Origin of the sequence: Streptomyces sp. NPDC000410, assembly GCF_040300305.1 — a bacterium.
Classification (GTDB): Bacteria; Actinomycetota; Actinomycetes; order Streptomycetales; family Streptomycetaceae; genus Streptomyces.
In genome coordinates this window covers 1-25,300 of the sequence record NZ_JBEPDM010000011.1, presented here as the reverse complement: position 1 = coordinate 25,300, position 25,300 = coordinate 1, and the positions used below count along the sequence as shown (strand labels likewise).

General features: G+C 70.7%; 10 protein-coding genes and 1 pseudogene. 3 read left to right on the top strand and 8 right to left on the bottom strand.

Annotated features, from left to right (window positions below):
• Positions 1 to 18 precede the first annotated feature (18 nt).
• The 6 genes from ABT342_RS14955 to ABT342_RS14930 all read right to left on the bottom strand — a co-directional run bounded on the left by ABT342_RS14955 (position 19) and on the right by ABT342_RS14930 (position 6,323).
• Positions 19 to 1,188 carry a glycosyltransferase family 4 protein gene (locus ABT342_RS14955; protein WP_351572493.1) on the bottom strand — a complete coding sequence of 390 codons (1,170 nt, stop codon included), beginning with the start codon at positions 1,186 to 1,188 and terminating at the stop codon, positions 19 to 21.
• Positions 1,189 to 1,204: 16 nt separating this feature from the next.
• Positions 1,205 to 2,017 (bottom strand): FkbM family methyltransferase, encoded by an 813-nt coding sequence (locus tag ABT342_RS14950; protein ID WP_351572490.1) that lies wholly within the window; start codon positions 2,015 to 2,017, stop codon positions 1,205 to 1,207.
• 382 nt (positions 2,018 to 2,399) lie between these two features.
• The gene (dpgC, locus tag ABT342_RS14945) at positions 2,400 to 3,695 is read right to left on the bottom strand and encodes a (3,5-dihydroxyphenyl)acetyl-CoA 1,2-dioxygenase DpgC (RefSeq protein WP_502965540.1); all 1,296 of its coding nucleotides are present in this window, start codon (positions 3,693 to 3,695) and stop codon (positions 2,400 to 2,402) included.
• A gap of 71 nt (positions 3,696 to 3,766) precedes the next feature.
• Entirely contained in the window at positions 3,767 to 4,432 is a 666-nt protein-coding gene (gene dpgB / locus ABT342_RS14940; RefSeq protein WP_351572488.1) for an enoyl-CoA-hydratase DpgB, read from the bottom strand.
• 11 nt (positions 4,433 to 4,443) lie between these two features.
• Entirely contained in the window at positions 4,444 to 5,604 is a 1,161-nt protein-coding gene (dpgA, locus tag ABT342_RS14935) for a 3,5-dihydroxyphenylacetyl-CoA synthase DpgA (RefSeq protein WP_351572486.1), read from the bottom strand.
• A gap of 335 nt (positions 5,605 to 5,939) precedes the next feature.
• Positions 5,940 to 6,323, bottom strand: a complete 384-nt coding sequence (locus ABT342_RS14930) for a cold-shock protein (protein ID WP_351572484.1) — start codon at positions 6,321 to 6,323, stop codon at positions 5,940 to 5,942.
• A 317-nt stretch (positions 6,324 to 6,640) separates the two neighbouring features.
• On the opposite strand from ABT342_RS14930, the gene ABT342_RS14925 reads away from it, so the two are divergent.
• From ABT342_RS14925 to ABT342_RS14915, 3 genes are all read left to right on the top strand, one after another.
• Positions 6,641 to 7,348 (top strand): ABC transporter ATP-binding protein, encoded by a 708-nt coding sequence (locus ABT342_RS14925; RefSeq protein WP_351572481.1) that lies wholly within the window; start codon positions 6,641 to 6,643, stop codon positions 7,346 to 7,348.
• A complete protein-coding gene (locus ABT342_RS14920; protein WP_351572478.1) occupies positions 7,345 to 9,690 on the top strand; it encodes an ABC transporter permease in 2,346 nt (781 codons plus the stop codon). The genes ABT342_RS14925 and ABT342_RS14920 overlap by 4 nt, the downstream gene beginning before the upstream one ends.
• Before the next feature lie 196 nt (positions 9,691 to 9,886).
• Positions 9,887 to 10,870 carry a threonine ammonia-lyase gene (locus tag ABT342_RS14915; protein ID WP_351572475.1) on the top strand — a complete coding sequence of 328 codons (984 nt, stop codon included), beginning with the start codon at positions 9,887 to 9,889 and terminating at the stop codon, positions 10,868 to 10,870.
• 17 nt (positions 10,871 to 10,887) lie between these two features.
• Here the strand turns inward: ABT342_RS14915 and ABT342_RS14910 are convergent, their stop codons facing one another.
• Both ABT342_RS14910 and ABT342_RS38230 read right to left on the bottom strand, forming a co-directional pair.
• Positions 10,888 to 23,136: an amino acid adenylation domain-containing protein gene (locus tag ABT342_RS14910; RefSeq protein ID WP_502965539.1), complete on the bottom strand. Its 12,249-nt coding sequence runs from the start codon at positions 23,134 to 23,136 to the stop codon at positions 10,888 to 10,890.
• A gap of 132 nt (positions 23,137 to 23,268) precedes the next feature.
• Positions 23,269 to 25,300, bottom strand: a pseudogene (locus tag ABT342_RS38230) (condensation domain-containing protein); the annotation flags it as partial.

Sequence of the window (25,300 nt, the reverse complement as noted above, 5' to 3'; positions counted from 1 at the left end):
CCTGTTCCTGTCCTGCTCCTATTCCTGGCCGGGCACCGTCACCGGGGCGCGCTCGGGTGTCAGGAGGTCGGTCAGATGCCGGGCCGACGCGTCCCAGGACCAGGATTCCCGGACCCACTGGCGGCCCGCCGTACCCATCTCGGCGGCCCGGTCGGCGTCGGTCAGTATCCGGGTGAGCGCGCCCGCCACCGCCGCCGGGTCGGTGCCGTCCACGACGTCGCCGGTCCTGCCGTCGAGCACGGTGTCCGGAGCGCCGCCGGAATCGCCGACGACGACCGGCAGACCGCTCGCCGACGCCTCCAGGAACACGATCCCGAGCCCCTCCGCCTCCAGACCGGCCTTGCGGGTGCGGCACGGCATCGCGAAGACGTCCGCGGCGGCGTAGTAGCGCGGCGTCTCGGAGTGCGTCTTGCCGCCCGCGAAGACGACCGAGCCGTCGGCGATGTGGCTCCGGGCCAGCTTGCGCAGCCGCGCCTCGTCGGGCCCCTGGCCGACCAGCAGCAGCACCGCGTCCGGGACCTCGCGCCGGATCAGGGGCAGGGCGCGGATCAGCGTGTCCTGGCCCTTGCGCGGGACCATCCTGGCCACGCACACGATCACCCGCTTGCCCTGCAGGCCGAGTTCGGTGCGCAGGTCGGTGGCGGTGTCGTAGTCGTCCTCGGCGTCGGGCCGGTAGACCGCGACGTCGACGCCGGGGACGAGGCGGCTCATCCGCGCGTGCGGGCCGAGGGCGGACTCGATCCGGTCGCGGGTGTACTGGCCGAGGTAGGTGACGACGTCCACGCCGTCGCCTATCCGCCGCATCATCCGGCGTGCGCCGGGAATCCTGGCCCACCAGATCTCATGGCCGTGGGTGGTCGCCACCATGCGCCGTATGCCACTGCGGCGCAGGGCCGGTGCCATCAGGGCGAGCGGCGCCGCCGCTCCGAACCAGACCCGGTCGCAGCCGTGGGCCTCGGCTATCTCGATGGCCTTCCTGGTGACCCGCCGGGTCGGCAGGAGCATGCCCGTGGAGTCCCGTACGACCGGAAACGGAAGGGTCGCGTCATACGCGGTGTCGCCCGGCTCGTGCGAGGTGTAGACGACGACGTCGTCGTGCGGCATGCGCGTGACCATGGCGTGCACGAATGTCTCGATCCCGCCCTGGCGGGGCGGGAAGTCGTTGGTGATGACGAGGGTCGAGCCCATGGATCTGTCAGTTCCTTCAGCTGGAGTGAATCGGTCGAGCCGTGAAGAGATAGTTGCGGCAGTCGTCCGTGACCTCGGTCACGGGCTCCCAACCCCGGTTCCGCCAGCGGTACATTCCGTAGTCGAACTCGCCCAGCCGTCCCACCAGACCGGTCGCGTTCATGCCGTACTTCGCGAGGTGGCGGTCCTCGATCTCCAACAGGAGGGCGGGGCGGTGGCGCAGCAGGGTGTTCCGGGCCCCTGACAGCACCGCCGCCTCCGCCCCCTCGACATCGGCCTTGATGAAGTCGACCCTGTCGAGCCCCATGTGGTGGCACAGGCCGTCCACCGTCCGCACCGGGGTGGCCACCGGCCTGGAGCCGGTGAATTCGACGTTGGGGCCGGGCCCCGACGCGCCCTCGGTGAGGTAGGCGCGGCCGTGGACGGGCAGCAGACGACGGCGGGGCACACTCATCGTGCCCTGGCGCTGCGCTCGCTCGCCGAGGGCCGTGCGATGGACGGTGACGTTGTCGCAGCCGAGGGCGGCGGCCGTGGTGCGCAGCCACTGCGCGGGGCCGTGCAGCGGCTCGACGCTGTGCACCGCCCCGGACGGCCCGGCCAGCGCCGACAGGCTCCAGGTGTAAAGACCGTATTCGGCACCTACGTCGAGGCAGACAGCACCCGGCCGCACCAACGGCCGCAACCCCGCCACCTCGTCCTCCACGAAAGGCCAACGGCCTGACGCCCAGCGCAGCGCGAGCGCCACCGATGCCACCCGCACCCTCGCGTGCCGGCGACCACCGGACTGGGCACGTATCGGACCGTTCCGGCGCATCGATGTGTCAGTCATGTCCTGAAATACCCCCACGCCCCCGTCGTTTTCCTCCCCCTGCGGGCAGCTGCTTCTTGGGCGCGACTGTCCGACCGGAGGGTAACACCACGGCTCGTCCCGGCCTCCGACACCGGCCCGCCTGCCGCCGCGGCGATCCACGTGCGAGTCGGCCGTGCGCCTCAGCCGTGCGCGCGAGCAGGCACGTCAGCCGGTGCCGGGCGTCCGCAGGACGTCGGGGACGTCCCTTTGGGTCTGAAGGGCGGCGTCGGCCACCTCGACGGAGTGCTCGAGCACCGCGTCCGTCAACCGACGGCGGCGCGCCGGCCAAGTGCGGCCGCAGATGCCGGGCAGGTGCCCGCCGGCCGAAGCCGGCGGGCACCCTCCGGGCTCGAGGCCCGGGTTACGTGAGCGTCGGGGCCTGCTCACGTACGGCGGAGAAGCGGCCGACCTTGTCGATCACGTCGGCGCTGTACAGCCGGATCGCCTGCTGCATCGCGAACTCGGCCATGTAGCCGCGGAACTCGTCCAATGGCTCCTCCGCGAGGTTCAGCATGCGCCGGTTGGCGACGACCGCGGGGCCCCGAAGACGTTCGAGGCTGCGCTCGGCGGCCAGGTCGAGCTCGTCGGCGTCGTGGACCTCGTCGATCAGAAGGCTCGCTTCGGGATCGGTCGCCCGGATCCGGCGTCCCTCAAGGACGATCTGGCGCGACAGACGCGGTCCGCAGTACCGGGTCAGCCGGAAACTGGAGGCACCGGGAATGATTCCCTCCTGCGCGGCCGGGAGACTGATGTACGAGTCCGAAGCCGCGAGGACGTGGTCGAACGCGAGGAGCAGCTGCGCACCGCCGCCGATCGCGAACGTGTCCACCACGGCGACCCAGGGCTTTTGCCGGGTCCGGGACTGCCAGACCGCCTCGTCCTCGATCAGCACACCCCGCAGGAGTTTGTGGATGTAGCCGAGTTCGCGGCGGAGCAGGAAGTCCACCAGTGAGATGCCGCCCCCGTGCAGGGCTTTGAGGTTGATGCCGGCGCTGAACACCCGCTTGCCCCGGTATCGGGGGTGGGTCATCTCGCCGCCGCGCAGCAGGCTGACCTCGACGCCCGGGTCGAGCAGTGCGAGGTCGACCGCGGTCTCCATGTCGTCGACCTGCCGGTTGTCCTCCGCGTTCAGGCAGTCGTCACGGCACATGGTCAGCCGCGCGACACCGCCGCTCCGCTCCAGCCGTACGGATCCCAGGTCGACCGTTCCGGTCTCGGTGAATTCGGGCAGAAGGCCGAGCGCGCGGGGCGTCGGCCGCAGCATCGCGTCGAGCAGATGCGAACCTGCCGTCGGGGAGCGCAGGATCCGGCTGAAGAAGATGCCCTGATCGACCTCGTGGCCCTCCTTGCCGGACTGCGGCCGCTCCCGTTCGGCGGCGAGCCGCCCCTCGTCGGGGATGAGTCCGGGAAAGGCGGCGGCAGCCGCCCGAGAGAGCTCCGCGAGGCGCAGGTGGCGTCTGCGACCGTCGGTGAGCTCGTCATAGACGGCGTCGGCGTGCGCGTCCATGAAGGCGCGGCGCAGTACCCGCGCGGTGTCCTTCGCCGCCTCTCCCGCGGCCCGCTGCTCCGCCGACCGGTGCTCCGGTTCGGGCAGCCCCGCCAGCAGCCGCTCGGTGCGGTCCGCTGCCCGGGCGAGCGCCTGCCGGGCGTCGGCGATGCCGGCCGAGACGTCCCGGAGGCCGTCGCGCAACCCGGGCCGGAGCTCGCCCCCTGCCGTGGCGCCGCCCGTCACGACGCCGCCCCGGAGGAGGCCCTCCGCAGCGCACGGTCGCAGGCCGCCAGGTGAACGCCGAGGGCCTCCTCGAAGCTGGTGGTGGAGGCGTCGAACATCAGCTGCCGCCGTATGGCCAGCTCCGTCCCCGAGAAGGTGCTGGCCACTTCGGCTGCCGCCGCCAGAGCACTGGTCGCGTCGCCGGTCACCTCGTCGATCAGTTGCAGGGCCAGCGCGTCCCCGGCCTCGACGGGGGCTCCGAAGAGCACCGCCCTGCGGATCGCGGCCGCGTTCGCTCCCTGGTGGGCGAGCCGGTACAGCGCCATGCCCGGCCAGGTGGCCCCGTCGCCGACGGGCAGCCTCAGACGCACCGACTCCGTCGCGATGCGGTAGTCGGTGGCGAGCAGCGCGTCCAGGGCCAGTCCTCCGCATTCCCCGTCGGCGACCGCGATGACGGTCGCGGGCAGGCGTTCCAGCCGACGCAGGACGCGTTCCCACTTGCTGACCAGCGACACCGTCAGATCGCTCGGCCAGGGCCCCTCGGGAGCTCCCGTCACCTCAACGATCAGTCTGCCGCCGCTGTCGCCGTCCTCGGCGCTGTCGCAGACGGCTCCGACGGCCGCGACCGCCTCGGCCGACAGCGGCTGCGTACCGTCGATCCTGAGTACCAGGTCGTCTGTCATCTGCTCCCCGTTCACCATTGGATCAGCGCTGTCTCGATGGTCGAACCCGGGCCCATGGTCATCAGTACGCCGTACTCGCCGGGCTTCGCGACACCTTCCCGGAGCAGCCGCTCGTACGAGAACAGGAACGAGCCGCTCGACAGGTTGCCGTAGTCACGCAGGACTTCTGTGGTGTGCCGCACGTCGTGGCGGGTGAGGCCGAGGTTGACCCGGACCGCGTCGATGACCTTCTTGCCGCCGGAGTGCACGAGCCAGTGGTCGATGTCCCTGCGGCGCAGACCGGCGCCGGACAACAGGCGATCGATGACCTGTTCGGCGTTGGCGCCGACCACGTACGGGACGTGCGGATCGAGGTAGAAGCTGAACTTCCCCTGCTCGTCGTCCCAGTCGTAGCGCATCGCGTCGATCGCGTCGGTGATGAGGTGGCTGGCGAAGGACAGCAGGCGCGCCCCCGACGATGTGGCCGCCATGTCGACGCGCGGCTCGGGCGGACCGGCGGCGTCAGGGGTGTCGGCGACCAGGGCGACGGCGGCCGCGCCGTCGCCGAAGAGGCTGTTCACGACGGCGGTTCGCATGGTCGAGTCGATGACGTAGGCGGCGGAGCAGGCCTCCGCGCACACCATGACGGCGACTTGTCCGGGGTGGGCCACGGACCAGGCGGCTGTGGCGTTGAGAGCGTTCAGGCCCGCGTTGCAGCCCATCCCCACGACATCCACCCGGTGACATCCGGGGTCTATCCCCATGTCGCGGATGAGGAGGGCGCTCAGACCGGGGGTGAGGAAACCGGTCGTGGTCACGCAGCACAGGTAGTCGATGTCCGACAGCTCGATGCCGGCGTTGTCCAGGCACTCCCGCACGGCCCTCGCGCCCATGTCGAGTGCGAGCCTCTTGTGCTTGGCGAGCAGCTCTCCCTGGATCTCGGGGAGGCAGGTGCCCTCGGCATCCTGCGGGGGGAGCGTGAGGAAGCGCCGCTCGATCGCGCTGTTGAGGAAGACGGAGCGGATTTTGGGGTCAGTGATCCGGAATATGTCGAGCAGTTCCCGCTGCGAATACGAATTCGCTGTTACGGCAGTTCCGACACCGACGATACTCGCGGGGTTCTGGGTGTTCTTCTGATCGAGTTCCGACAGTTCCAACAGGTCGGCACCGGCGAGGACGGAGCTCGTGGTCATCGGAATGTCCACCCCCACATACGGGGCTTTGTGCGCGGACGACGTACTGCTGTCAGCATTTCGATCGGCCTTCCAGCTAATGAGGGACAGGCGGTTTCCGATCCGGGCCTCGGTCTCGACGACCGGGCCGCGCCACTGCGAACGCAGTGCGCACCCGCAGCACTATGACGCCATGCCGCTCCACAGAACAAGGCTCACCGACCAAGCGGTCAGTCGGGCACTCCGGGGAGACGACAACGGCGTCGTTCAACTGCCGCACCACAGCAGTTGAACGACGCCGCCGTCCGACGCGGAAATTTCCCGCATTACCGCGCGCCGCACGAAATAGCGCGTCGTCAGTCCTCGGTCCAGCCGTGCTTCTCCGCGAACTTCACCAGCTCATGGCGGATCTCCAGGATCTGCTCTCCCGTCAGCCACGGGCCCGCCTTCAGCAGGAGCTCGGTCACCTCCCGGGAGTACTCCTCCTTGCCGAGCACGTCACACGTCGAGTCGGGCCTCGCCGGCGGCGCCTCGGCTCCGTGGGCGAGCCGGACGGACGACGCCTTCAAGCCGCGGTCACCGTCCTCGATCTCGAACTCGACCTCCAGTCCGGATCGTATGTACGACTCCGGTATCAGCAGGTCGTTCACGTGCAGGAAGACGTCGTCGCCACCCGAATCGGGAGCGATGAACCCGTAACCCCGCGTACCGTCGAACCTGACCACGCGCCCAGCAGCCATGCCAACCCCCAACAAGATCGGGCCCCTTGCCCTGACAACACCGCTGGATCGTAGCCGCGCCGGATCGGCTCCGCGACGTGTACGCGGTCCGGAACACCGCGACACTGCCGGACCACTCGCCAACACGTTCCCATTTCGGCGCGGTCACATTATCTTGGAGATTCCGCGAAGGACATCGCCTCGCACAGCAGGACGCCCGCCCCCGGTGCGTGCGTCATCCTCCGGTCCCAGTTCCCTACATCCACAGGATGACCCGGCCGGGAAGTTACGTCGCCCGATTGACGCGAGGACCGTCCGGGCGTCTCTAGCTTCTTTCCATGACCATTGAAGACAGCACGGACCACGTCGTCGTACGGCTGGACAGTGTGCGCAAGGAATTCGGCGACGCAGTGGCGCTGGGCGGCGTGTCGTTGGAGATCCGCACCGGTGAGGCGGTCGCGGTCATGGGGCCTTCGGGCAGTGGTAAGTCCACACTGCTCAACATGGTCGCCGGGCTGGACCGCCCGACGTCCGGGAGGGTCGTCGTCCTCGGCGAGGACCTGGGCACCCTCAACGAAAAGGGTCTCTCACTCTTCCGGCGCCATCGGATCGGCATGGTCTTCCAGTTCTTCAACCTCCTGGACGATCTGCCGGCTCTGGACAACGTCGCGCTCGCCGGACAGCTGACGGGTACCCCGGCCCGGCAGGCACGCAAGCGTGCGCTGGAGCTCCTCGACGAGCTCGGCATCGCGGGCCGGAAGGACATCTATCCGGCAGCGCTCAGTGGCGGCGAGCGCCAGCGGGTCGCCGTCGCCCGGGCCCTGATGAACCGGCCGTCGCTGCTGCTGGCCGACGAGCCGACCGGCGCCCTTGACAGTCGCTCCGGCGAGCAGGTGATGGACCTGCTGCTCGACCTGAACCAGATCGGCCAGACGCTGCTCATGGTGACGCACGACGAGCGCCTGGCGGCGCGATGCGCCAGCCGTGTGATCGAGGTCGCCGACGGCAGACTGGCCCGCGAGCGCAGTCTGGAGCGAAGCGCGTGAGGGCCGTTTGGCGCGCCGCGCGCGCGGCCGTGCGGCGGCGTCGGCTCCAGACCGTCGTCATCGGCGTCGTCATCCTGCTCTCCACGACGTCGATCGTCGTCGCGCTGGGCCTGCTCGAGTCCGCCTCGGCGCCTTACGACCGCGGCTTCGCTGGTCAGCGCGGCGCCCATGCCGTCGCGGCCTTCGACACCCGCAAGGCCTCGGAAGCACAGCTCACTCAGGCCGCGGAGCGGTCGGGAGTCGAGGCGGTCGCGGGCCCGTTCGAGCAGGCCGTCCTGAACGTCCCCGAGGGCATCACCCCCCTCGTCCGGGGTCCCCAGACCGTGGTGGGACGCCCGGATCCGGGAGCATCGGTGGACCGCCTGGACCTGTGGCAGGGTCGCTGGGCCACCGCGCCCGGCGAGATCGTCCTGCACCGGTATCCCCCGGGCGACAGCGCACTCCCCTTCGGCTCGAAGGAGGAGCCGCTTCCTGTCGGCGAGACGATCCAGGTCCCCGGGAAGCCGGCGCTCACCGTCGTCGGCTACGCGTACAGCCTGAGCAAGACGGCGGACGCGTGGGTCTCGCCCGAGCAGATCGAAGCCCTGCGCCCGACGTCCGCCCAGATGCTCTACCGCTTCTCCTCCTCGGCGACCGACTCCGACATCGAGGCAGGCGTCGCCTCGGTCGTCGAAGGGCTGCCGGAAGGATCGTTCGTCGGCTCCAGGTCCTATCTCGTCATCAAACGGGAGGTCGCCTCGGCGCTGGGCGTGTACGTGCCCTTCCTGATGGTCTTCGGGTGTCTCGGTCTCCTGGCGGCGGTCCTGATCGTCGGCAACGTGATCAGCGGCGCGGTCGTCTCGGGATTCCGGCACATCGGGATCCTCAAGGCCCTGGGATTCACTCCACGGGACGTGGTCGCGGTCTATCTCCTGATGGTCTCCGTACCGGCGGTCCTCGGCTGCGTGCTGGGCACCCTCCTCGGCAATCTCGCGGCGCGACCGCTACTCGTCGACGCCTTCAGAGGGATGGGCCTGGGGAACGTCGGCATCAGCCCCCTGGTGAATGTCGTCGCCCTGCTGGGGATGCCCGCCGTCGTCGTCCTCGCCGCGCTCATCCCCGCCGTGCGTGCCCATCGGCTGCCGGCGGCCGAGGCGATCAGCGCGGGCAGCGCACCACGCACCGGACACGGGCTGCGGGTCCAGCGCCGGCTCAGCGGCACGCGGCTGCCCCGCTCCGTCAGCCTGGGCCTGGGCCTGCCGTTCACGCGTCCCGGCCGCACGGCCCTGACCATGGCGGCGATCGTTCTCGGCGTGACGACCGTGACGTTCGCGACGGGGCTGGTCAGCACGGTGGGCGCGTACGCGGACACCTCGGCGCACAAGGGAGCCGTCCAGGTCGTGGTGGAGCGGGGTGACCCGATGGCGCAGGTCGAGTCGAAGAAGGGTGATACGGAGACGGAGGCGATGCTGCGCTCGCTGGACGGTACGGCCGAGGTGACCGCCGGCCTGAACCTCTCGCTCTCGATGGCCGGGTCCACGCAGGAGGTCGAAGGCCGGTTCTTCCGAGGGGACTCCTCGGAGCTGGGCTTCCGGGAAGAGATCGTCAAGGGGCGCTGGCTGGACAAGCCCGGTGAGGTCGTGGTCCCGTCGGCGTTCCTCAAGGAACGTGGCCTGGCGGTCGGCGACCGGGTCACGCTGGAGAAGGACGGCAAGCAGACACGGGTCACGGTCGTCGGCGCGACCATGTCCGGCGATCCCGCCGCCCTCTTCTCCGACTGGGGGACGCTCACCCCGCTCGCGCCGACGTACAAGCCCATCCAGATCCAGTATCAGGTCAAGCTCGCACCCGGTACGGATATCGACGCCTACATGAACGCGGTCAAAAAGGCCGACCCCGAGCTCTACCCGAAGGACGCCACCGACACGGCCAACGCCTTCGCGCTGACCATGGTCAGCCTCGCGACCGCCCTGACCGTGATGCTCGGGACGGTCGCCGCGCTCGGCGTCTTCAACACCGTTGTCCTCAACACCCGCGAGCGCCGTCGTGACCTGGGGATGCTCAAGTCCATCGGAATGACGCCCCGCCAGGTGATCGTGATGATGCTGACGTCGATGGCCGCTCTCGGAGTCGCCGGGGGACTGCTCGGGATTCCTCTGGGGGTCGCCGCCCATCGTCTGATCGTGCCGGTGGCCGTCGAAGCGGCGAACATCGACATCCCGGATTTCCTGATGGACGTCTGGCACGCGCCGTCACTCATCCTGCTGGCTCTCACGGGGACCGTGCTCGCACTGCTCGGCGCGTTCGTTCCGTCCAGATCGGCAGCGCGCCTCACGATTGCGGAGGCACTGCGCAACGAGTGATCGTCCAGCGCGGAAACCGAAGGAAGCCGTGGCGGCCGACGACGTGCCAGTCGTCGGCCGCCACGGCTTTTCGCCCGGTACGCCCCCGGATCCCGGCCGTTCGGTTGAACACTCCACTCCGAGGAGCCGCCGTGCGAGGATCGCGCTCACTCGACTCCCGATCTCTGTCCGGCCTTTCGGCCGAAAAGGAGCCCCAGTGGAGACAACCGCCCTCAGCCGCGTTGATGTGGATCGAGCCGAACGGCGACTGGCCGGCCGGTTATGGAAGACCCCGGTCGTACGCTGCGACCAATTGGACGCGCTCGCGGGCGCGCGCTTGTGGCTGAAGGCCGAGAACCTGCAGCGCGGCGGGTCGTTCAAGGTCCGGGGAGCCCTGCTGGCCGTCGAACGGCTGGCAGCCGCGGGAAGCCGGGGAGTGATCGCACAGAGCACGGGGAATCACGCGATCGCGGTCGCCCTGGCCGCCGCGGAGCACAAACTGCCCACCGTGGTGGTACTGCCGTCCGACGCGCCGCCGACCAAGATCCGGCGCATCCGGGAAACCGGCGCCGAGGCCGTGCTCGTCGGCACGACGCTCGCCGAGCGGGTGGCCGTGGTGGAAGAGCTGCGCGAGCGGTACGCGTACGACGTGGTCGATCCGTATCAGAATCGCGATGTGGTCGCCGGTCAGGGAACCGCCACGGCGGAACTGATCAGCCAAGTCGCCGCGGCAGGCGGCCGGCTGGACGCCGTGGTGGTACCCATCGGCGGCGGCAGCGCGATCGCCGGCGCCTGCCTGGCGTCCTGCGGGCACGATCTGGCGGTGGTCGGGGCGGAGCCGGAAACCGTGCCCGCGTTCACCGCCGCACTCGACGCGGGCGGACCCGTGACGGTGCCCGCGAGGCCCACCATCGCCGACGGGCTCCGCCCCGATCGCATCGGCAGCCTCCCCTTCGAACTCTCGCACCGGACCATCGCCTCGGTCATCACGGTGCCGGAGACTGCCATCGCCGAGGCGTTGCGAGTGGCCCTCCTGCACGCACGGCTGCTCATCGAGCCCGCGGCGGCCACCGCGCTCGCCGCGGCTCTGGACTACGCCTCCGGCCACGCCACCGATGTCGGGGTGCTGCTCAGCGGCGGGAACATCGAGCCCGGCCTGGTCGCGTCATTGTTGACGGACCACTCCGGCCGGGCCCGATGACCCACGGCGGCTGAGTCTCAGTCCTCCAGTTCCAGCCAGTCCGATGTGGCGGACCACACCCGGGCCAGCATCTCAGGCAGGGACAAGTCGTAGTGATCGCACGGAAGGCCGACCTCCGTGATCTCTCCGGTCACATGAGGCTGCCAGGCTTCGACGGTGGGCGCGCCCTCCGGCTTGCTCTCCTCCGCGACGATCAGCAGAGCGTTCCCGTCGAACCTCCCGAACTCATGGGCGCGCCCGATCACTCCGTTGTTCTGGAACACTCGCGCCAGGGTCCTGAACTCCTCGTCCGACGTCGCCTCGAAGACATGACCGGCTTCCCGGCGCACCATGTCGACCAGGAGTTCCAGCTCGGCGGCCGGATCACGCTCGGGCTCGGGCTCCGGCTCGCCGGCGTCAGCGTCCCCGCCCCCGTCCGTCTTCCGGACCGGCGGGAACGCGTCCATGATGACCAGCGCCGCCACCTCTTCCCCCGCGGCCCGCAGCTGGACGGCGATCTCGTGCGCGACCGTTCCTCCGAAGGACCATCCCAGCAGGTGGTACGGGCCGCTCTCCTGCACCGTACGCAGCTGTGCGATGTAGTCCGCCGCCATCTCCTCCACCGAGCCGGCGAGGCCGTCCGTTCCGGCGAGGCCGCGCGCCTGAAGTCCGTACAGCGGAATGTCCTTCGGGACGTACCGGGCCAGTGGCATGTAGCACCAGCTCAGCCCTCCCGCGGGGTGGACGGCGAAGAAGGGCGGCCGGGTTCCGTCCTCCCGGATCGGCAGCAGCACATCGAGCGAGTCCTGTACGGACGAGAGGCTCATCCGCTTCATGAGTCCGGTGACGGTCGGGGCCGCGAACACGTCGCGCACCGCGATCGTCACTCCTCGAGCCCGCAACCGCTCCACGAGCTGAACCGCGCGCAGCGAATGCCCTCCCAGCGCGAAGAAGTCCTCGTCGACCCCGACCGTCTCCACGCCGAGGACCTCGGCGAACATCTCGCACAGGTTCGCCTCGAGCGCGGTGACGGACCTGTCCGCCTCGGCCCGGCCGGTGTACTCGGGGGCCGGCAGCGCCTTACGGTTCAGTTTGCCGTTCGGCATCAGCGGCACACGTTCGATCACCACCACCGCCGCGGGCACCATGTACCCGGGCAGCCGTTCCTGGGCCGCCGCGCGAACCGCCTCGCCGAGCGCGTCGCCGAGCGCCTCGCCCTTGTCGCCGTCGTCCCGTGCGGTGTCCGCGGCAGGAACCACGTACCCCACCAGCTGCTTGTCGCCCGGGGCCTCCTCGCGCACCACCACCACGGCCTGCGCCACCGAGGGGTGCGAAGCCAGCACGGTCTCGATCTCGCCCAGCTCGACCCGGAAGCCCCGGATCTTCACCTGGTCGTCGGCGCGGCCGACGAATTCGAGGTCACCGTCCGCGCTCCACCTCACCACGTCGCCCGAGCGGTACATACGCTCACCGGGGGCGCCGAACGGGCAGGCCACGAAACGTCCGGCCGACAGTCCGGGCCGTCCCAGGTAACCACGTGCCAGGCCGGCACCCGCGATGTAGAGCTCTCCGGCGACACCCGGCGCCACCGGGGCGAGCCCCTCGTCGAGCACGTACACCTGCGTGTTTCCGATGGGTCCGCCGATCGAGGTCGGGTTGCCTCCGGCGTCCCGTCCGGTCAGCTTGGCGGTCGACCAGACCGTGGTCTCGGTGGGCCCGTAGAGGTTGGTCAGCGAGCCCGCCCGGTCCAGCAGCGTGCGTGCCAGTTCGTCGGGCAGCGCCTCCGCGCCGATCAGCACGCCCACACGCGTCCAGTCCAGCGGGTCGTCGGTGTCGGAGACCAGGCCGCGCCACAGACTCGGCGTGGCGTGCACGATCGTGGCGCCGGACGAGCGGATCAGTGCCCGCAGCGCCCAGGGGTCGAGCACCTGGTCCTGTGAGGCGAGCACCATCTTCGTGCCGTTGACGAGCGGCAGATAGAACTCCAGGCCCGCCATGTCGCAGCCGACGGTACTGACCGCCAGCAGGCGGTCGTCCGCGCCGAGCGCGAAGCGGTCCTGCATCGACGCCAGGAAGTTGACGATCGCCCGGTGTTCGACGAGCACACCCTTGGGGCGCCCGGTGGACCCGGAGGTGTAGATCACCCACATCGGGTGCTCGGGCAGCAGGACGCTGCCACGGTCCTCCGCGGTCAGGGCGCCGTCCGCGAAGCGGGTCAGCTCGTCGACCACCGCCGGGGCGTCGACCATCACCACGGGCACGCCGCTTCGGCCCTCGGGGTCGATGTCGAACTCGGCCAGCCGTCCGCGCAGGGTCTCGCTGGTCAGCAGGCACACCGCGCCCGAGTCGGCGAGCACGAACGCGGTCCGCTCGGACGGATAGGCCGGGTCGATGGGCAGATAGGCGGCCCCCGCCTTGATGACCGCCAGCAGCGTCACGACCAGATCAACGGTGCGTTCGAACACCACCGCGACCACCTGCTCCGGCCCCACGCCCCTGCCGATGAGGTACCGCGCCAGCCGGTTGGCCCGCGCGTCCAGCTGGGCGAAACTCAGCTCCACGTCGCCGAATTCCAGGGCGATCGCCTCGGGGGTGCGGGCGACCTGCGCGTCGAACAGCTCGACCACCGTCGAGTCCGGCACCTCGGCCGCGGTGTCGTTCCACTCGGTGAGCACGCGCCGGCGCTCCCCCTCGGCCAGTACGTCCAGTTCACTCAGCCGCACGGCCGGGTCGGCGGCCAGTGTCTCCAGCACGCGCACCCAGCGCTCGGCGATCCGCTCGACCGAAGCGGGCTCGAACAGGTCCGAGGACCCGACAACACCGCCCCGCAGACCCGCCGGCGCTCCCTGGGCGTCGATCACCTCACCGATGCTCACGTCGAGGTCGAACTTCGCCACCGCGGTGCCGCCGACCGGAGCCGCACCGCCGGCGCCGAGACCGGGCAGGTCCAGTACCGCGTCCGCGGTGTTCTGCAGCAGCAGCATCACCTGGAACAGCGGATGGCGCGCCAGCGAACGGGCCGGGGCGAGCTCCTCGACCAGCCGCTCGAAGGGCACGTCCGGGTGGGCGAAGGCGCCGAGACCGGCGTCCCTCACCCGCACCAGCGCCTCCTCGAACGTCGGGTCCCCGGACAGATCCGTGCGCAGCGCAAAGGTGTTGACGAAGTACCCCACCAGGTCGTCGAGCGCCTCGTCCGTCCGGCCTGCCATCGCCGAGCCGATCGGAATGTCGGTCCCCGCCCCCAGCCGGGACAGCAGCATCGCCAGCGAGGCCTGCAGCACCATGAACAGCGTCACGCCTTCGGCCCGCGCGATCTCCAGCAGCCGCTCATGCACCTCGGCAGGGACCTGGAACGGCACACGGTGGCCGCGATAGCTCGCCACCGGCGGACGTACCCGGTCGGCCGGCAGCTCCAGCTCTTCGGGGATGCCGTCCAGCGTCTGTCGCCAGTAAGCGATCTGACGCGACATCAGACTGCTGGGATCCTCGCCGTCCCCGAGCAGCTCGCGCTGCCACAGGGCGTAGTCCGCGTACTGCACCGGCAGCGGCTCCCACAGCGGCGCCCGGCCCGCGCACCGCGCCTCGTACGCCACGGAGACGTCCCTGGCCAGCGGGGCCCACGACCAGCCGTCGCCCGCGATGTGGTGCACCACCACCATGAGCACGTGCTCGTCAGGTCCGGCCGTGAACAGCCAGGCCCGGATCGGGACTTCCACAGCCAGGTCGAACGCGTGCCCCGCCGCCTCCGCGACCGCACGGTCGAGATCCGCGGCGGGTACCTCCACCACCGACAGCTCCCACGCCAGCTCCGCCATGCCCAGCACCTGCTGGTACGGCTCCCCGTCGGCCATCGGGTAGATCGTGCGCAGGACCTCGTGCCGCCCGAGGACGTCCCGGAAGGCCGCCTTCATCGCCTCGCTGTCCACGTCACCGGAGAGCCGCACCGGCATGGGGATGTTGTACGTGGCGCTCGGGCCTTCCACCTGTCCGATGAGCCACAGCCGTCGCTGTCCGTACGACAGCGGCACCCGCTCGGGCCGCTCCCGGGCCGCCAGCGGCGCCCTGGCCCGGCCCGCGTCGTCCAGCCGGGCCGCGAGCCCGGCCGCGGTCGGTGTCTCGAACAGCACCCGGATCTCGACTTCGACGCCGAGTACGGTACGGATCCGGCTGACCAGCCGGACCGCGAGCAGCGAGTGCCCACCCAGCGCGAAGAAGTCGTCGTCCACGCCGACCGAGGGAAGGCCCAGCACATCGGCGAAGGCCGCGCACAGGATCTCCTCGCGCACATTGGCGGGTCGTCGGCCGGTGCTCGAGGTGGAGCCGTATTCGGGGGCGGGCAGGCCCTTGCGGTCCAGCTTTCCGTTCGCTGTCAGGGGCAGCCCTTCGAGCACGACCACCGCCGAGGGCACCATGTGCTCGGGCAGCCGCTGCGCGGCGAACTTCCTTACGGAGTCCGGCAGTCCGGCGTTGTCGTCGGGGTCGGGGTCGGCGGGTACGACGTACGCGATCAGCCGGACATCGCCGGGGACGTCCTCGCGGGGGACGACCACCGCCTGCGCCACTTCCGGGTGGGCGGTCAGGGTGGCCTGGACCTCACCGGGTTCGATGCGGAATCCGCGGACCTTGACCTGCTCGTCGGCCCGGCCGGAGAACACCAGCTTCCCGTCGGGCAGCCTGCGGGCCCGGTCACCGGTCCGGTACATCCGCTCGCCGGCAGTGCCGTACGGGCATGCCACGAACCGTTCGCCGGTCAGTCCCGCGCGTCCCAGATAGCCACGCGCGAGACCCGCACCGGCCACATACAGCTCACCGGTCACACCGACCGGTAGGGGGGCCAGCGACTCGTCGAGGACGTACAGGCGGGTGTTGGCGATCGGCTCCCCGATCGGGACCACACCCTCGTCCGTCATCCGCGGGGACAGACGTGTCGTGGCGACACCGATGGTGGTCTCGGTCGGTCCGTAGTGGTTGAACACCTCTCGGGTCCCGGCCACCTCGAGGAGCTGTCCGACCCACGTCGAGGAGGCCGCCTCACCGCCGAGGACGAGGGACTTGGCGGGCAGCACGCCCTCCAGGCCCCCGTCGGCGCCCAGCGCCGACAGATGCGACGGCACCGCCTTCAGGTAGTCGATCCGGTGTTCCGCGAAATACGCCGTCACCGCGGCCGGGTCGGTGACCGCCTCCGCGTCGAGGATGTGCAACTGCCCACCCGTGGCCAGACTCGCGAACACCAACGTGTTGCCCAGGTCGGTCGCCTGCGCCTGCAACAGCGCGTACCGACCACCCTCCTCACCCAGCCCGACACGCCCCGGCACCGACGACACATAGTTCGCGAGCGAGCCATGGGTGACAGCCACACCCTTCGGCCGCCCCGTCGAACCCGACGTATAGATCACATAGGCCAGCCCACCCGGCACCACCGACACCCCGGGAACGGTGGCCGGGGCCGCCGCCAGCTGCCCCGCGACCAGCGGACCGTCCACCGCGACCAGGCGCGCGCGTCCGGCCGGCAGCTCGTCGAGGATCTCCTCGGTGGTCAGCGTCAGCGCCGCCCGGCTGTCGGCCAGCATGAAGGCGACCCGTTCCGCGGGCTGTTCCGGATCGATCGGCAGATAGCCGGCGCCGGCCTTCCACACCCCGAGGATCCCCGCGATCATCTCCTCGCCCCGCGGCAGGCACAGGCCCACCACCGACTCCGCACCCACGCCCTGCGTGTTCAGGTAGTGGGCGAACCGGTTCGCCCGCGTGTCCAGCTCCGCGTACGACACCTCGCGGCCGCCGGCGACGATCGCCACCGCGTCCGGAGTCCGCGCCACCTGCGCCTCGAACAGCCCGATCACCGACTCCGCGGTCGCCTCCGCCGCCGTGTCGTTCCAGTCCGTGAGAACGCGCCGGCGCTCATCCTCGTCGAGCACGTCCACCGCGTTCAGCCGCACGCCCGGATCGGCGGTCACCACGTCGAGCACCCGTGCCCAACGCGCTGCGATCCGCAGGGCGGAGTCCGGCTCGAACAGGTCCGCCGCGGCGATCACCACACCGTGCAGCCCGGCCGGCTTCCCCTCGTCGTCGAACGCCTCACCCACGATCACGTCCAGGTCGAACTTGGCCGCCACCTCCTCCGACGAGCGGGCCGGTGCTCCCCCGACCCGTACTCCGGACAGGTCGAGGATGGCGTCCGCGGTGTTCTGGAGCGTGAGGACGACCTGGAACAGCGGGTGGCGGGCCAGCGAGCGGACCGGGGCCAGCTCCTCCACCAGTCGCTCGAACGGCACGTCCTGGTGCGCGAACGCCGAGAGGCCCGTCTCCCGGACCCGCGCCAGCACCTGCCGGAACGTCGGGTCCCCGGACAGGTCGGTGCGTATCACCAGCGTGTTGACGAAGCAGCCGACCAGATCGTCCAGGGCCTCGTCGGTGCGTCCCGCGATCGCCGATCCGATCGGGACGTCCGTACCGGCGCCGAGCCGGGAGAACAGCACCGCGAGCGCGGCCTGCAGCACCATGAACACCGTGACGCCCTCGGCCCGTGCCACCTGGACCATCCGCGCGTGCACCTCGGCGGGCACCTCCACGGGCACCTTGTGGCCGCGATGGCTGGCCACCGCGGGCCGTGGACGGTCGAAGGGCAGCGCGAGCTCCTCAGGTGCGCCGTCCAGCGCGTCACGCCAGTAGGTGACCTGTCGGGAGATCACGCTGTCGGTGTCCTGCTCGTCGCCCAGCAGCTCGCGCTGCCAGAGCGCGTAGTCGGCGTACTGCACCGGCAGCGCCGCCCACTGCGGGGCCCGGCCCGCGCGCCGCGCCTCGTACGCCACGGAGAGGTCCCTGGCCAGCGGTTCCCTCGACCAGCCGTCGGTCGCGATGTGGTGCACGACCACGACCAGTACCTGCTCGTCGGGCCCGGCCGAGTACAGCCACGCCCGGAACGGCACGTCCACCGAGAGGTCGAACGCGTGCCTGCTCGCCGCCGCGACCGCGTGGTCCAACTCCGCCGGGGCAACCTCCACCACCGACAGATCCCAGGCCAGATCCTCCAGATCCAGCACCTGCTGGTAGGGCTCGCCGTCGGCCGTCGGGAAGACCGTCCGCAGCACCTCGTGCCGCCCCAGGACATCCCGCAGGGCCTGGCCCAGCGCGGCCCGGTCCACATCTCCGGTCAGCCGCATCGCGACGGGCACGTTGTACGTGGCGCTCGGGCCCTCCAGCTGCCCGATGAACCAGAGCCGACGCTGCGCGAACGACAGCGGTACCCGTTCCGGGCGCGCCCCGGCCGTCAGCGGCGCCCTGGCCGCGTCGATTCCACTGAGCCGCGCCGCGAGACCGGCCACCGTCGGCGTCTCGAACAGCACCCTCAGCGGCAGTTCGACACCGAGTACCGCTCGCACCCGGCTCACCAGCCGCACCGCCAGCAGCGAATGACCGCCCAGGCGGAAGAAATCGTCGTCCACTCCGACGCTCTCCAGCCCCAGCACCTCCGCGAACGCGGCGCACAGGATCTCCTCCCGGGGGCCGGCCGGACCACGGCCCTCGCCCGCCGCGTACTCCGGCGCGGGCAGCGCCTTGCGGTCCAGCTTGCCGTTGGACGAGAGCGGCAGCGCGTCGAGTACGACGACGGCGGAGGGCACCAGATGGCTCGGCAGCCGGTCGGCCACGAACGCGAGTACGGCAGCGGGTAGTCCGGCGTTGTCGTCGGGGTCGGGGTCGGCGGGTACGACGTAGGCGACCAGCCGCCTGTCCCCGGGGCTGTCCTCGCGCGCCACCACGGCGGCCTGCGCGATACCGGGGTACGCCGTGAGCGCGGTCTCGATCTCGCCGGGTTCGATCCGGAAGCCGCGTATCTTGACCTGCTCGTCGGCCCGGCCCAGATACTCCAGCTGCCCGTCCGCGTTCCAGCGCACCAGATCGCCGGTCCGGTACAGCCGCTCGCCCGCGGCGCCGAAGGGATCGGCCACGAAGCGCTCACCGGTCAGGCTCGCGCGTCCCAGATAGCCGCGCGCAAGGCCCGCACCCGCGACATACAGCTCTCCGGCCACGCCGACCGGCACCGGCGACATGGCCCCGTCGAGTACGAACGCACGGGCGTTGGCGATGGGCCGGCCGATCGGCGGAGCCCCCTCCACCGCGCCATCGGCGAACCACGCCGTCGAGTACACCGTCGCCTCGGTCGGGCCGTAGATATTGGCGACCCGCACACCCGGCAACGCGTCCTGAATGCCGCGTACCACCGAGGCGGACAACGCCTCACCCGCCAGGACCACGGTCCGCGCCCCGGCCCCGACTCCACCCAGTACCTGGGAGAACGCCGACGGCACGGCGCTGATCACGCTCAGGGGCTCGTTTTCGGCTCCACGGTCGGCCAGCGCCAGCACATCCCGCACCAGCTCGATGGTGCCGCCCGACACCAGCGGCCCGAACACCTCGAACACCGACACGTCGAAGCTGAGCGACGTCGACGCCAGCACCCGGGAGAAGTCCGCCGACGAGAACTCCGCCGCAGCCCACGACAGCAGACTCACCACCGAGCGGTGCTCGACCACCACACCCTTCGGCACACCCGTCGACCCCGACGTATAGATCACGTACGCCGGATGCTCCGACAGCAACGTGCCCGTACGCTCGCCGTCCGCGAGCACCCCACCGCCGAGAGCGGCCAGCTCCGCGACCACCTCCGGATCGTCGAGAGCCACCACCGGTACTCCCGGCCGGTCCGCCAGACGTACGTCCCCACCGGTCAGCACGACCGCCGCGCCCGCGTCGGCGAGTGTGAACGCGATGCGCTCCGCCGGGTACGCCGGGTCCAGCGGCAGATACGCGCCGCCCGCCTTGAGCACCCCCAGCAGCGCCACCACGGCATCCACGCCGCGCTCCAGCAGCATGCCCACCACGGATTCCGGTCCCACACCGTGCCGGACCAGGTAGCGCGCCAGCCGGTTCGCCCGGGCGTCAAGGTCCGCATACGACACCTCCGCGCCCTCGAACACGAGCGCCACCGCATCCGGAGTCCGCGCCGCCTGCGCCTCGAACAGACGGGGAATCGTCGAAGCCTCGACCTCCTCCCGGGTGTCGTTCCACTCCACGAGCACCCGGTGCCGCTCGTCCTCGCCCAGCACCTGGACCGAGGCCAGCGGGAGGTCCGCACCGCCGTCCAGCGCTTCTCCCAGCGCCGTGACGAGGTTGTCCGCCGCGGTGCGCAGCAGTACACACACCGCTCCCGGGTCGATCGAGGCCACCGCGTCGACAGCCAGCCTGATCCCGGCCCCGTCACCGTCGTCGTCGACCGAAACGGTCAGCGGGTAGTTCGTACGCTCCCGCGAGAACAGCGTCGTGATCCCCGCGAGCCCCCCGTTCCGGCTCTCGTCCGTGTCCTGGCCGGGGGCGCGGCCGGGGTTGTGCCGGTAGTTGAACAGCGCGGTGAACAGCGGCACATCCGCCGGCACACCACTGGCCTGCTGCGCCAGGGCCAGCGGGGCGTGCTCATGCTCGAGGAGCTCCGCCAGCTGCCCGCGCATGGCGGACACCGCCGCCAGCACGCCCGCCTCACCCACGCGCGCCCGTACCGGCAGTGTGTTCATGAACGGGCCCGGGACCCGGTCGGCGCCCGCGCCCGCGTTCATCCGGCCGAACAGCACCGTCCCGAACACCACATCGTCACGGCCGCTGACCGCAGCCAGCGTCCGGGCCCACGCCACATGCAGCAGCGTCGCGGGGCTCGCGCCCAGCCGCCGTGCCGTCTCCCGTACACGTACCGTCAGTTCGGGCGAGAACTCCAGCCCGGCCCGCTCCACCCCGGCGCCATCGCCTCGGGCGTCGACCACTCCGAACGGTGCGGTCGGCTCGGTGACGTCCCCGAGCCGTTCCGCGAAGAACCGCTCGTGCTCGGAGCGCCGCACCCCGCCTCGCGCCTGAGCGACGAAGTTCCGGAACGGCAGCGGCTCGGCCAGCTCGCCCCCGCGCCCGTCGAGGAACGCTTCCACCTCGTCCAACAGGACCGCCAGTGCCGTGTGGTCCTGCACCATGTGGTGCACCCGCACCAGCGCCAGCCACTGGCCCTGGCTCTGGCCCTGGCCCGGAACCGCCGCCGCGTGCACGTCGATCAGTGGCGCCCGGCCCAGATCCATCGACAGGCCACCGGCGGCGAGCAGCTCGGCCGCCGGGTCCGCTCCCTGCGGATCCAGCACCACTTCCTTGATCGGGAGCACGGCTCGACGCCACACCACCTGCACCGGCTCCGGCAGTCCGTCCCAGACCACGCCGGTGCGGAAGATGTCGTGCCGGTCGATCACCCGCTGCAACGCGTCGGTGAAGGCGTCGAGCCGCTCGCGGGACCGGAACTCCAGCACCGTCGGTGTGACGTACGCGTCCTCGCCCCCGTCGGCGAGCAGGTGGTGGAAGAGCAGTCCTTCCTGGAGCGGGGCCAGGGGGTACGCGTCCGCGACATTGGCCGCCCCGCCGTCCACGACCGCGGTGATCCGCTCGATCTCCTCGGCGGAGAGTCGCACCAGCGGCAGCATCTCCGGCGTGATCTCCACGGCGTCCCCGGGAATGAGATTCGCCGGTACGTCCACCCGCTCGGCACCGGCCGCCGCGGCGAGGCCCGCCGGCGTCGGCGTCTGGAACAGCGCCCGCACCGATACGGACACGCCACGCACCCGCAGCCACTCCACCAGCGACACCACCAGCAGCGAGTGCCCGCCGAGCCGGAAGAAGTCGTCGTCCACCCCGACCTGCTCCAGGCCGAGCACCTCCGCGAACGCGGCGCACAGGATCTCCTCGCGCGCGTTCGCCGGGGCACGGCCCTCGCCCGCCGTGTACTCGGGCGCGGGCAGTGCCTTGCGGTCCAGCTTGCCGTTGGACGTCAGCGGCAGCGCGTCGAGTACGACCACGGCGGAGGGCACCATGTGGGCGGGCAGCCGCCCGGCCACGAACCCGCGTACCGCGTCGGGCAGCGTTTCCCGCCCCGCGCCGGCCGTTCCGTCGCCGGGTACGACGTAGGCGACCAGGCGCTTGTCTCCCGGGCTGTCCTCACGTACCGCGACCACGGCCTGGGCGACGGCGATGTGCTCGGTCAGTACGGTCTCGATCTCACCGGGTTCGATCCGGAAGCCGCGTATCTTGACCTGCTCGTCGGCCCGGCCCAGATACTCCAGCTGCCCGTCCGCGTTCCAGCGGACACGGTCACCGGTCCGGTACAGCCGCGAACCCGGTGCGCCGAAGGGATCCGCCACGAAGCGCTCACCGGTCAGACCCGCGCGATTCAGATAGCCACGTGCGAGGCCCGCACCCGCGATGTACAAATCACCGGACACGCCCACCGGCACCGGCGACATGGCCCCGTCGAGCACGAACGCACGGGCGTTGGCGATCGGCCGGCCGATCGGCGGAGCCCCCTCCACCGCGCCATCGGCGAACCACGCCGTCGAGTACACCGTCGCCTCGGTCGGGCCGTAGATATTGGCGACCCGCACACCCGGCAACGCGTCCTGAATGGTCCGCACCACGGGGGCGGAAAGACCTTCACCCGCCAGGACCACCGTCCGCGCCCGGGTCTCCACCCCACCCCCGGCCAGCACCTGCGACAGTGCGGACGGCACGGCGCTGATCAGGCTCAGCGGCTCGTTGTCGGCTCCACGGTCGGCCAGCGCCAGCACATCCCGCACCAGCTCGATGGTGCCGCCCGACACCAGCGGCCCGAACACCTCGAACACCGACACGTCGAAGCTCAACGACGTCGACGCCAGCACCCGGGAGAAGTCCGCCGACGAGAACTCCGCCGCAGCCCACGACAGCAGACTCACCACCGAGCGGTGCTCGACCACCACACCCTTCGGCACACCCGTCGAACCCGACGTATAGATCACATACGCCGGATGCTCCGACAGCAACGTGCCCGTACGCTCGCCGTCCGCGAGCACCCCACCGTCGAGAGCGGCCAGCTCCGCGACCACCTCCGGTGAATCGACGATCACCACCGTCGCGGCCGACTCCGGCACCGCCTCGGCCGTGTTCTCCGCCGCCAGAACGACCTGCGCACCGGCGTCGGCGAGCATGAAGGCAATCCGCTCACCCGGGTAGGCCGGATCCAGCGGCAGATACGCGCCGCCCGCCTTCAGCACGCCCAACAACGCGACCAGCAGATCAATCCCGCGCTCGAACGCCACCCCCACCACGGACTCCGGCCCCACACCCTGCCGGACCAGATGGCGCGCCAGCCGGTTCGCCCGGGCGTCAAGGTCCGCGTACGAAACCTCGACCCCGTCGGAAATGACGGCCACCGCATCCGGAGTCCGCGCCACCTGCGCCTCGAACAGACCGGGAATCGTCGAAGCCTCGACCTCCGCGCCGGTGTCGTTCCACTCCACCAGCACCCGACGCCGCTCTTCCGCGTCAAGCACATCCAGGGCACCGACCCGAACCCGCGGATCGGACGCCAGCAGTTCCAGCACCCGCGTCCAGCGCTCGGCCAGCCGGTCGGCGGTGAGGGCATCGAAGAGGTCCGCCGCCACGATCAGCACGCCCCGCAGCCCCGCCGGTGCGCCCTTCGCGTCGAACACCTCCCCCATGTTCACCTCGACGTCGAACTTCGCCACCTGCGCGCCCGCCGCCAAACCAGCGGACGTCCCCCCAGCACGCACGCCCGGGAGATCCACGTCCGCCTGCGCGTAGTTCTCGACCGAAAGCATCACTTGGAACAGCGGGTGGCGGCCCAGCGATCGGGTCGGGGCGAGTTCCTCCACCAGGCGCTCGAACGGCACGTCCTGGTGCGCGAAGGCCTCCCATCCGGCTTCCCGCACGCGTGACAGCGCCTCGACGAACGTCGGGTTCCCCGACAGATCCGTGCGCAGCACCAGCGTGTTGACGAAGAACCCCACCAGATCGTCCAACGCCACGTCGGTGCGCCCGGCCACCGCGGCACCGATCGGGATGTCGGTGCCCGCACCCAGCCGGGAGAGCAGCGTGGCCAGAGCGGCCTGCAGCACCATGAAGACGGTCGCGCCCTCGGCCCGTGCCAGCTCCGCCAGCCGCGCATGCACCTCGGCCGGGATCTCCAGCGGCACGATGTGGGCCTGGTAGCCGGCCATCGCCGGACGCGGGCGGTCGAAGGGAAGCTCCAACTCCTCCGGAGCCCCGTCCAGCGCTGCTCGCCAATAGGCGACCTGGCGCGAGATCACGCTGTCGGAATCCTGGTCATCGCCCAGCAGCTCGCGCTGCCAGAGCGCGTAGTCCGCGTACTGCACCGGCAACGGCTCCCACTCCGGGGCCCGCCCCTCACAGCGCGCCGCGTACGCGGTGGAAATGTCGCGGGCCAGTGGTCCTCTCGACCAGCCGTCGCCCGCGATGTGGTGCACCACAACCAGCAGCACGTGCTCGTCGGGGCCGGTCGCGAACAGCCATGCCCGGATCGGCGCCTCTGCCGCCAGGTCGAACGCGTGCCCCGCCGCTTCGGCGACCGTGTCCGAAAGGTCCTCCGGGGCCGTCTCGACCACGGTCAGCTGCCACTCCAGATCCTCGAGATCCAGGATGTGCTGGTACGGCTCGCCCTGGGCCATGGGGAAGACCGTGCGCAGCACCTCGTGCCGCCCCATGACGTCCCGCAGGGCCGCGTTGAGTGCCGCCCGGTCCACCTGGCCGGACAGCCGCAGCGCCATCGGAATGTTGTAAATGGCGCTCGGACCTTCGAGCTGCCAGAGGAACCACAACCGGCGCTGTGCAAATGACAATGGAATCATCAGGAGTCCTCCCGCTTGCGCATCGGCCGCAGCGCCGGCCTAGCTGACTTTTGTTTACCGATCTGCTGCGCAAGCTCGGCCACTGTCGGCGCGTCCAACAGCACCCGCAGCGGCAGCTCCACGCCCAACTGCGCACGAATCAAACTGACCAATCTGACCGCCAGCAGGGAATGCCCGCCCAGTTCGAAGAAGTCGTCGTCGACCCCCACGCTCCGCACCCCCAGCACCTCCGCGAACGCGGCACACAGAAGCTCCTCCTGCTGGTTGGCCGGCTCCCGGCCGGTCCCCGCTGCGGCTTGTTCCGGGGCGGGCAGGGCCTTGCGGTCGAGCTTTCCGTTCGATGTGAGCGGCAGCGTGTCGAGTACGACGAAGGCGGACGGCACCATGTAGTCCGGGAGCCGGCGCCCGGTGAACTCCTTCACCACGCCGGACAGATCGCCGCTGTCGCCGTCCTTGTCCCCGTCTGCGGGTACGAGGTAGGCCACCAGGCGCTTGTCGCCCGGTACGTCCTCCCGCGCGATCACCGCGGCCTGCGCCACCAACGGATGCGACGCCAGCACCCCCTGAACCTCACCCGGCTCGATCCGGAACCCACGGATCTTCACCTGCTCATCCACACGCCCCAAAAACTCCAACTGCCCGTCCGCATTCCACCGAACCCGATCCCCCGTCCGATACATCCGCTCACCAGCGCCCGCATACGGACTCGCCACAAACCGCTCCGCTGTCA

Bases quoted from the DNA above. Each gene is read 5' to 3' on its own strand.
- ABT342_RS14955 (WP_351572493.1), bottom strand. From the start codon at position 1,188: ATGGGCTCGACCCTCGTCATCACCAACGACTTCCCGCCCCGCCAGGGC.
- dpgA (WP_351572486.1), bottom strand. From the start codon at position 5,604: ATGACCACGAGCTCCGTCCTCGCCGGTGCCGACCTGTTGGAACTGTCG.
- ABT342_RS14930 (WP_351572484.1), bottom strand. From the start codon at position 6,323: ATGGCTGCTGGGCGCGTGGTCAGGTTCGACGGTACGCGGGGTTACGGG.
- dpgB (WP_351572488.1), bottom strand. From the start codon at position 4,432: ATGACAGACGACCTGGTACTCAGGATCGACGGTACGCAGCCGCTGTCG.
- ABT342_RS14925 (WP_351572481.1), top strand. From the start codon at position 6,641: ATGACCATTGAAGACAGCACGGACCACGTCGTCGTACGGCTGGACAGT.
- ABT342_RS14950 (WP_351572490.1), bottom strand. From the start codon at position 2,017: ATGACTGACACATCGATGCGCCGGAACGGTCCGATACGTGCCCAGTCC.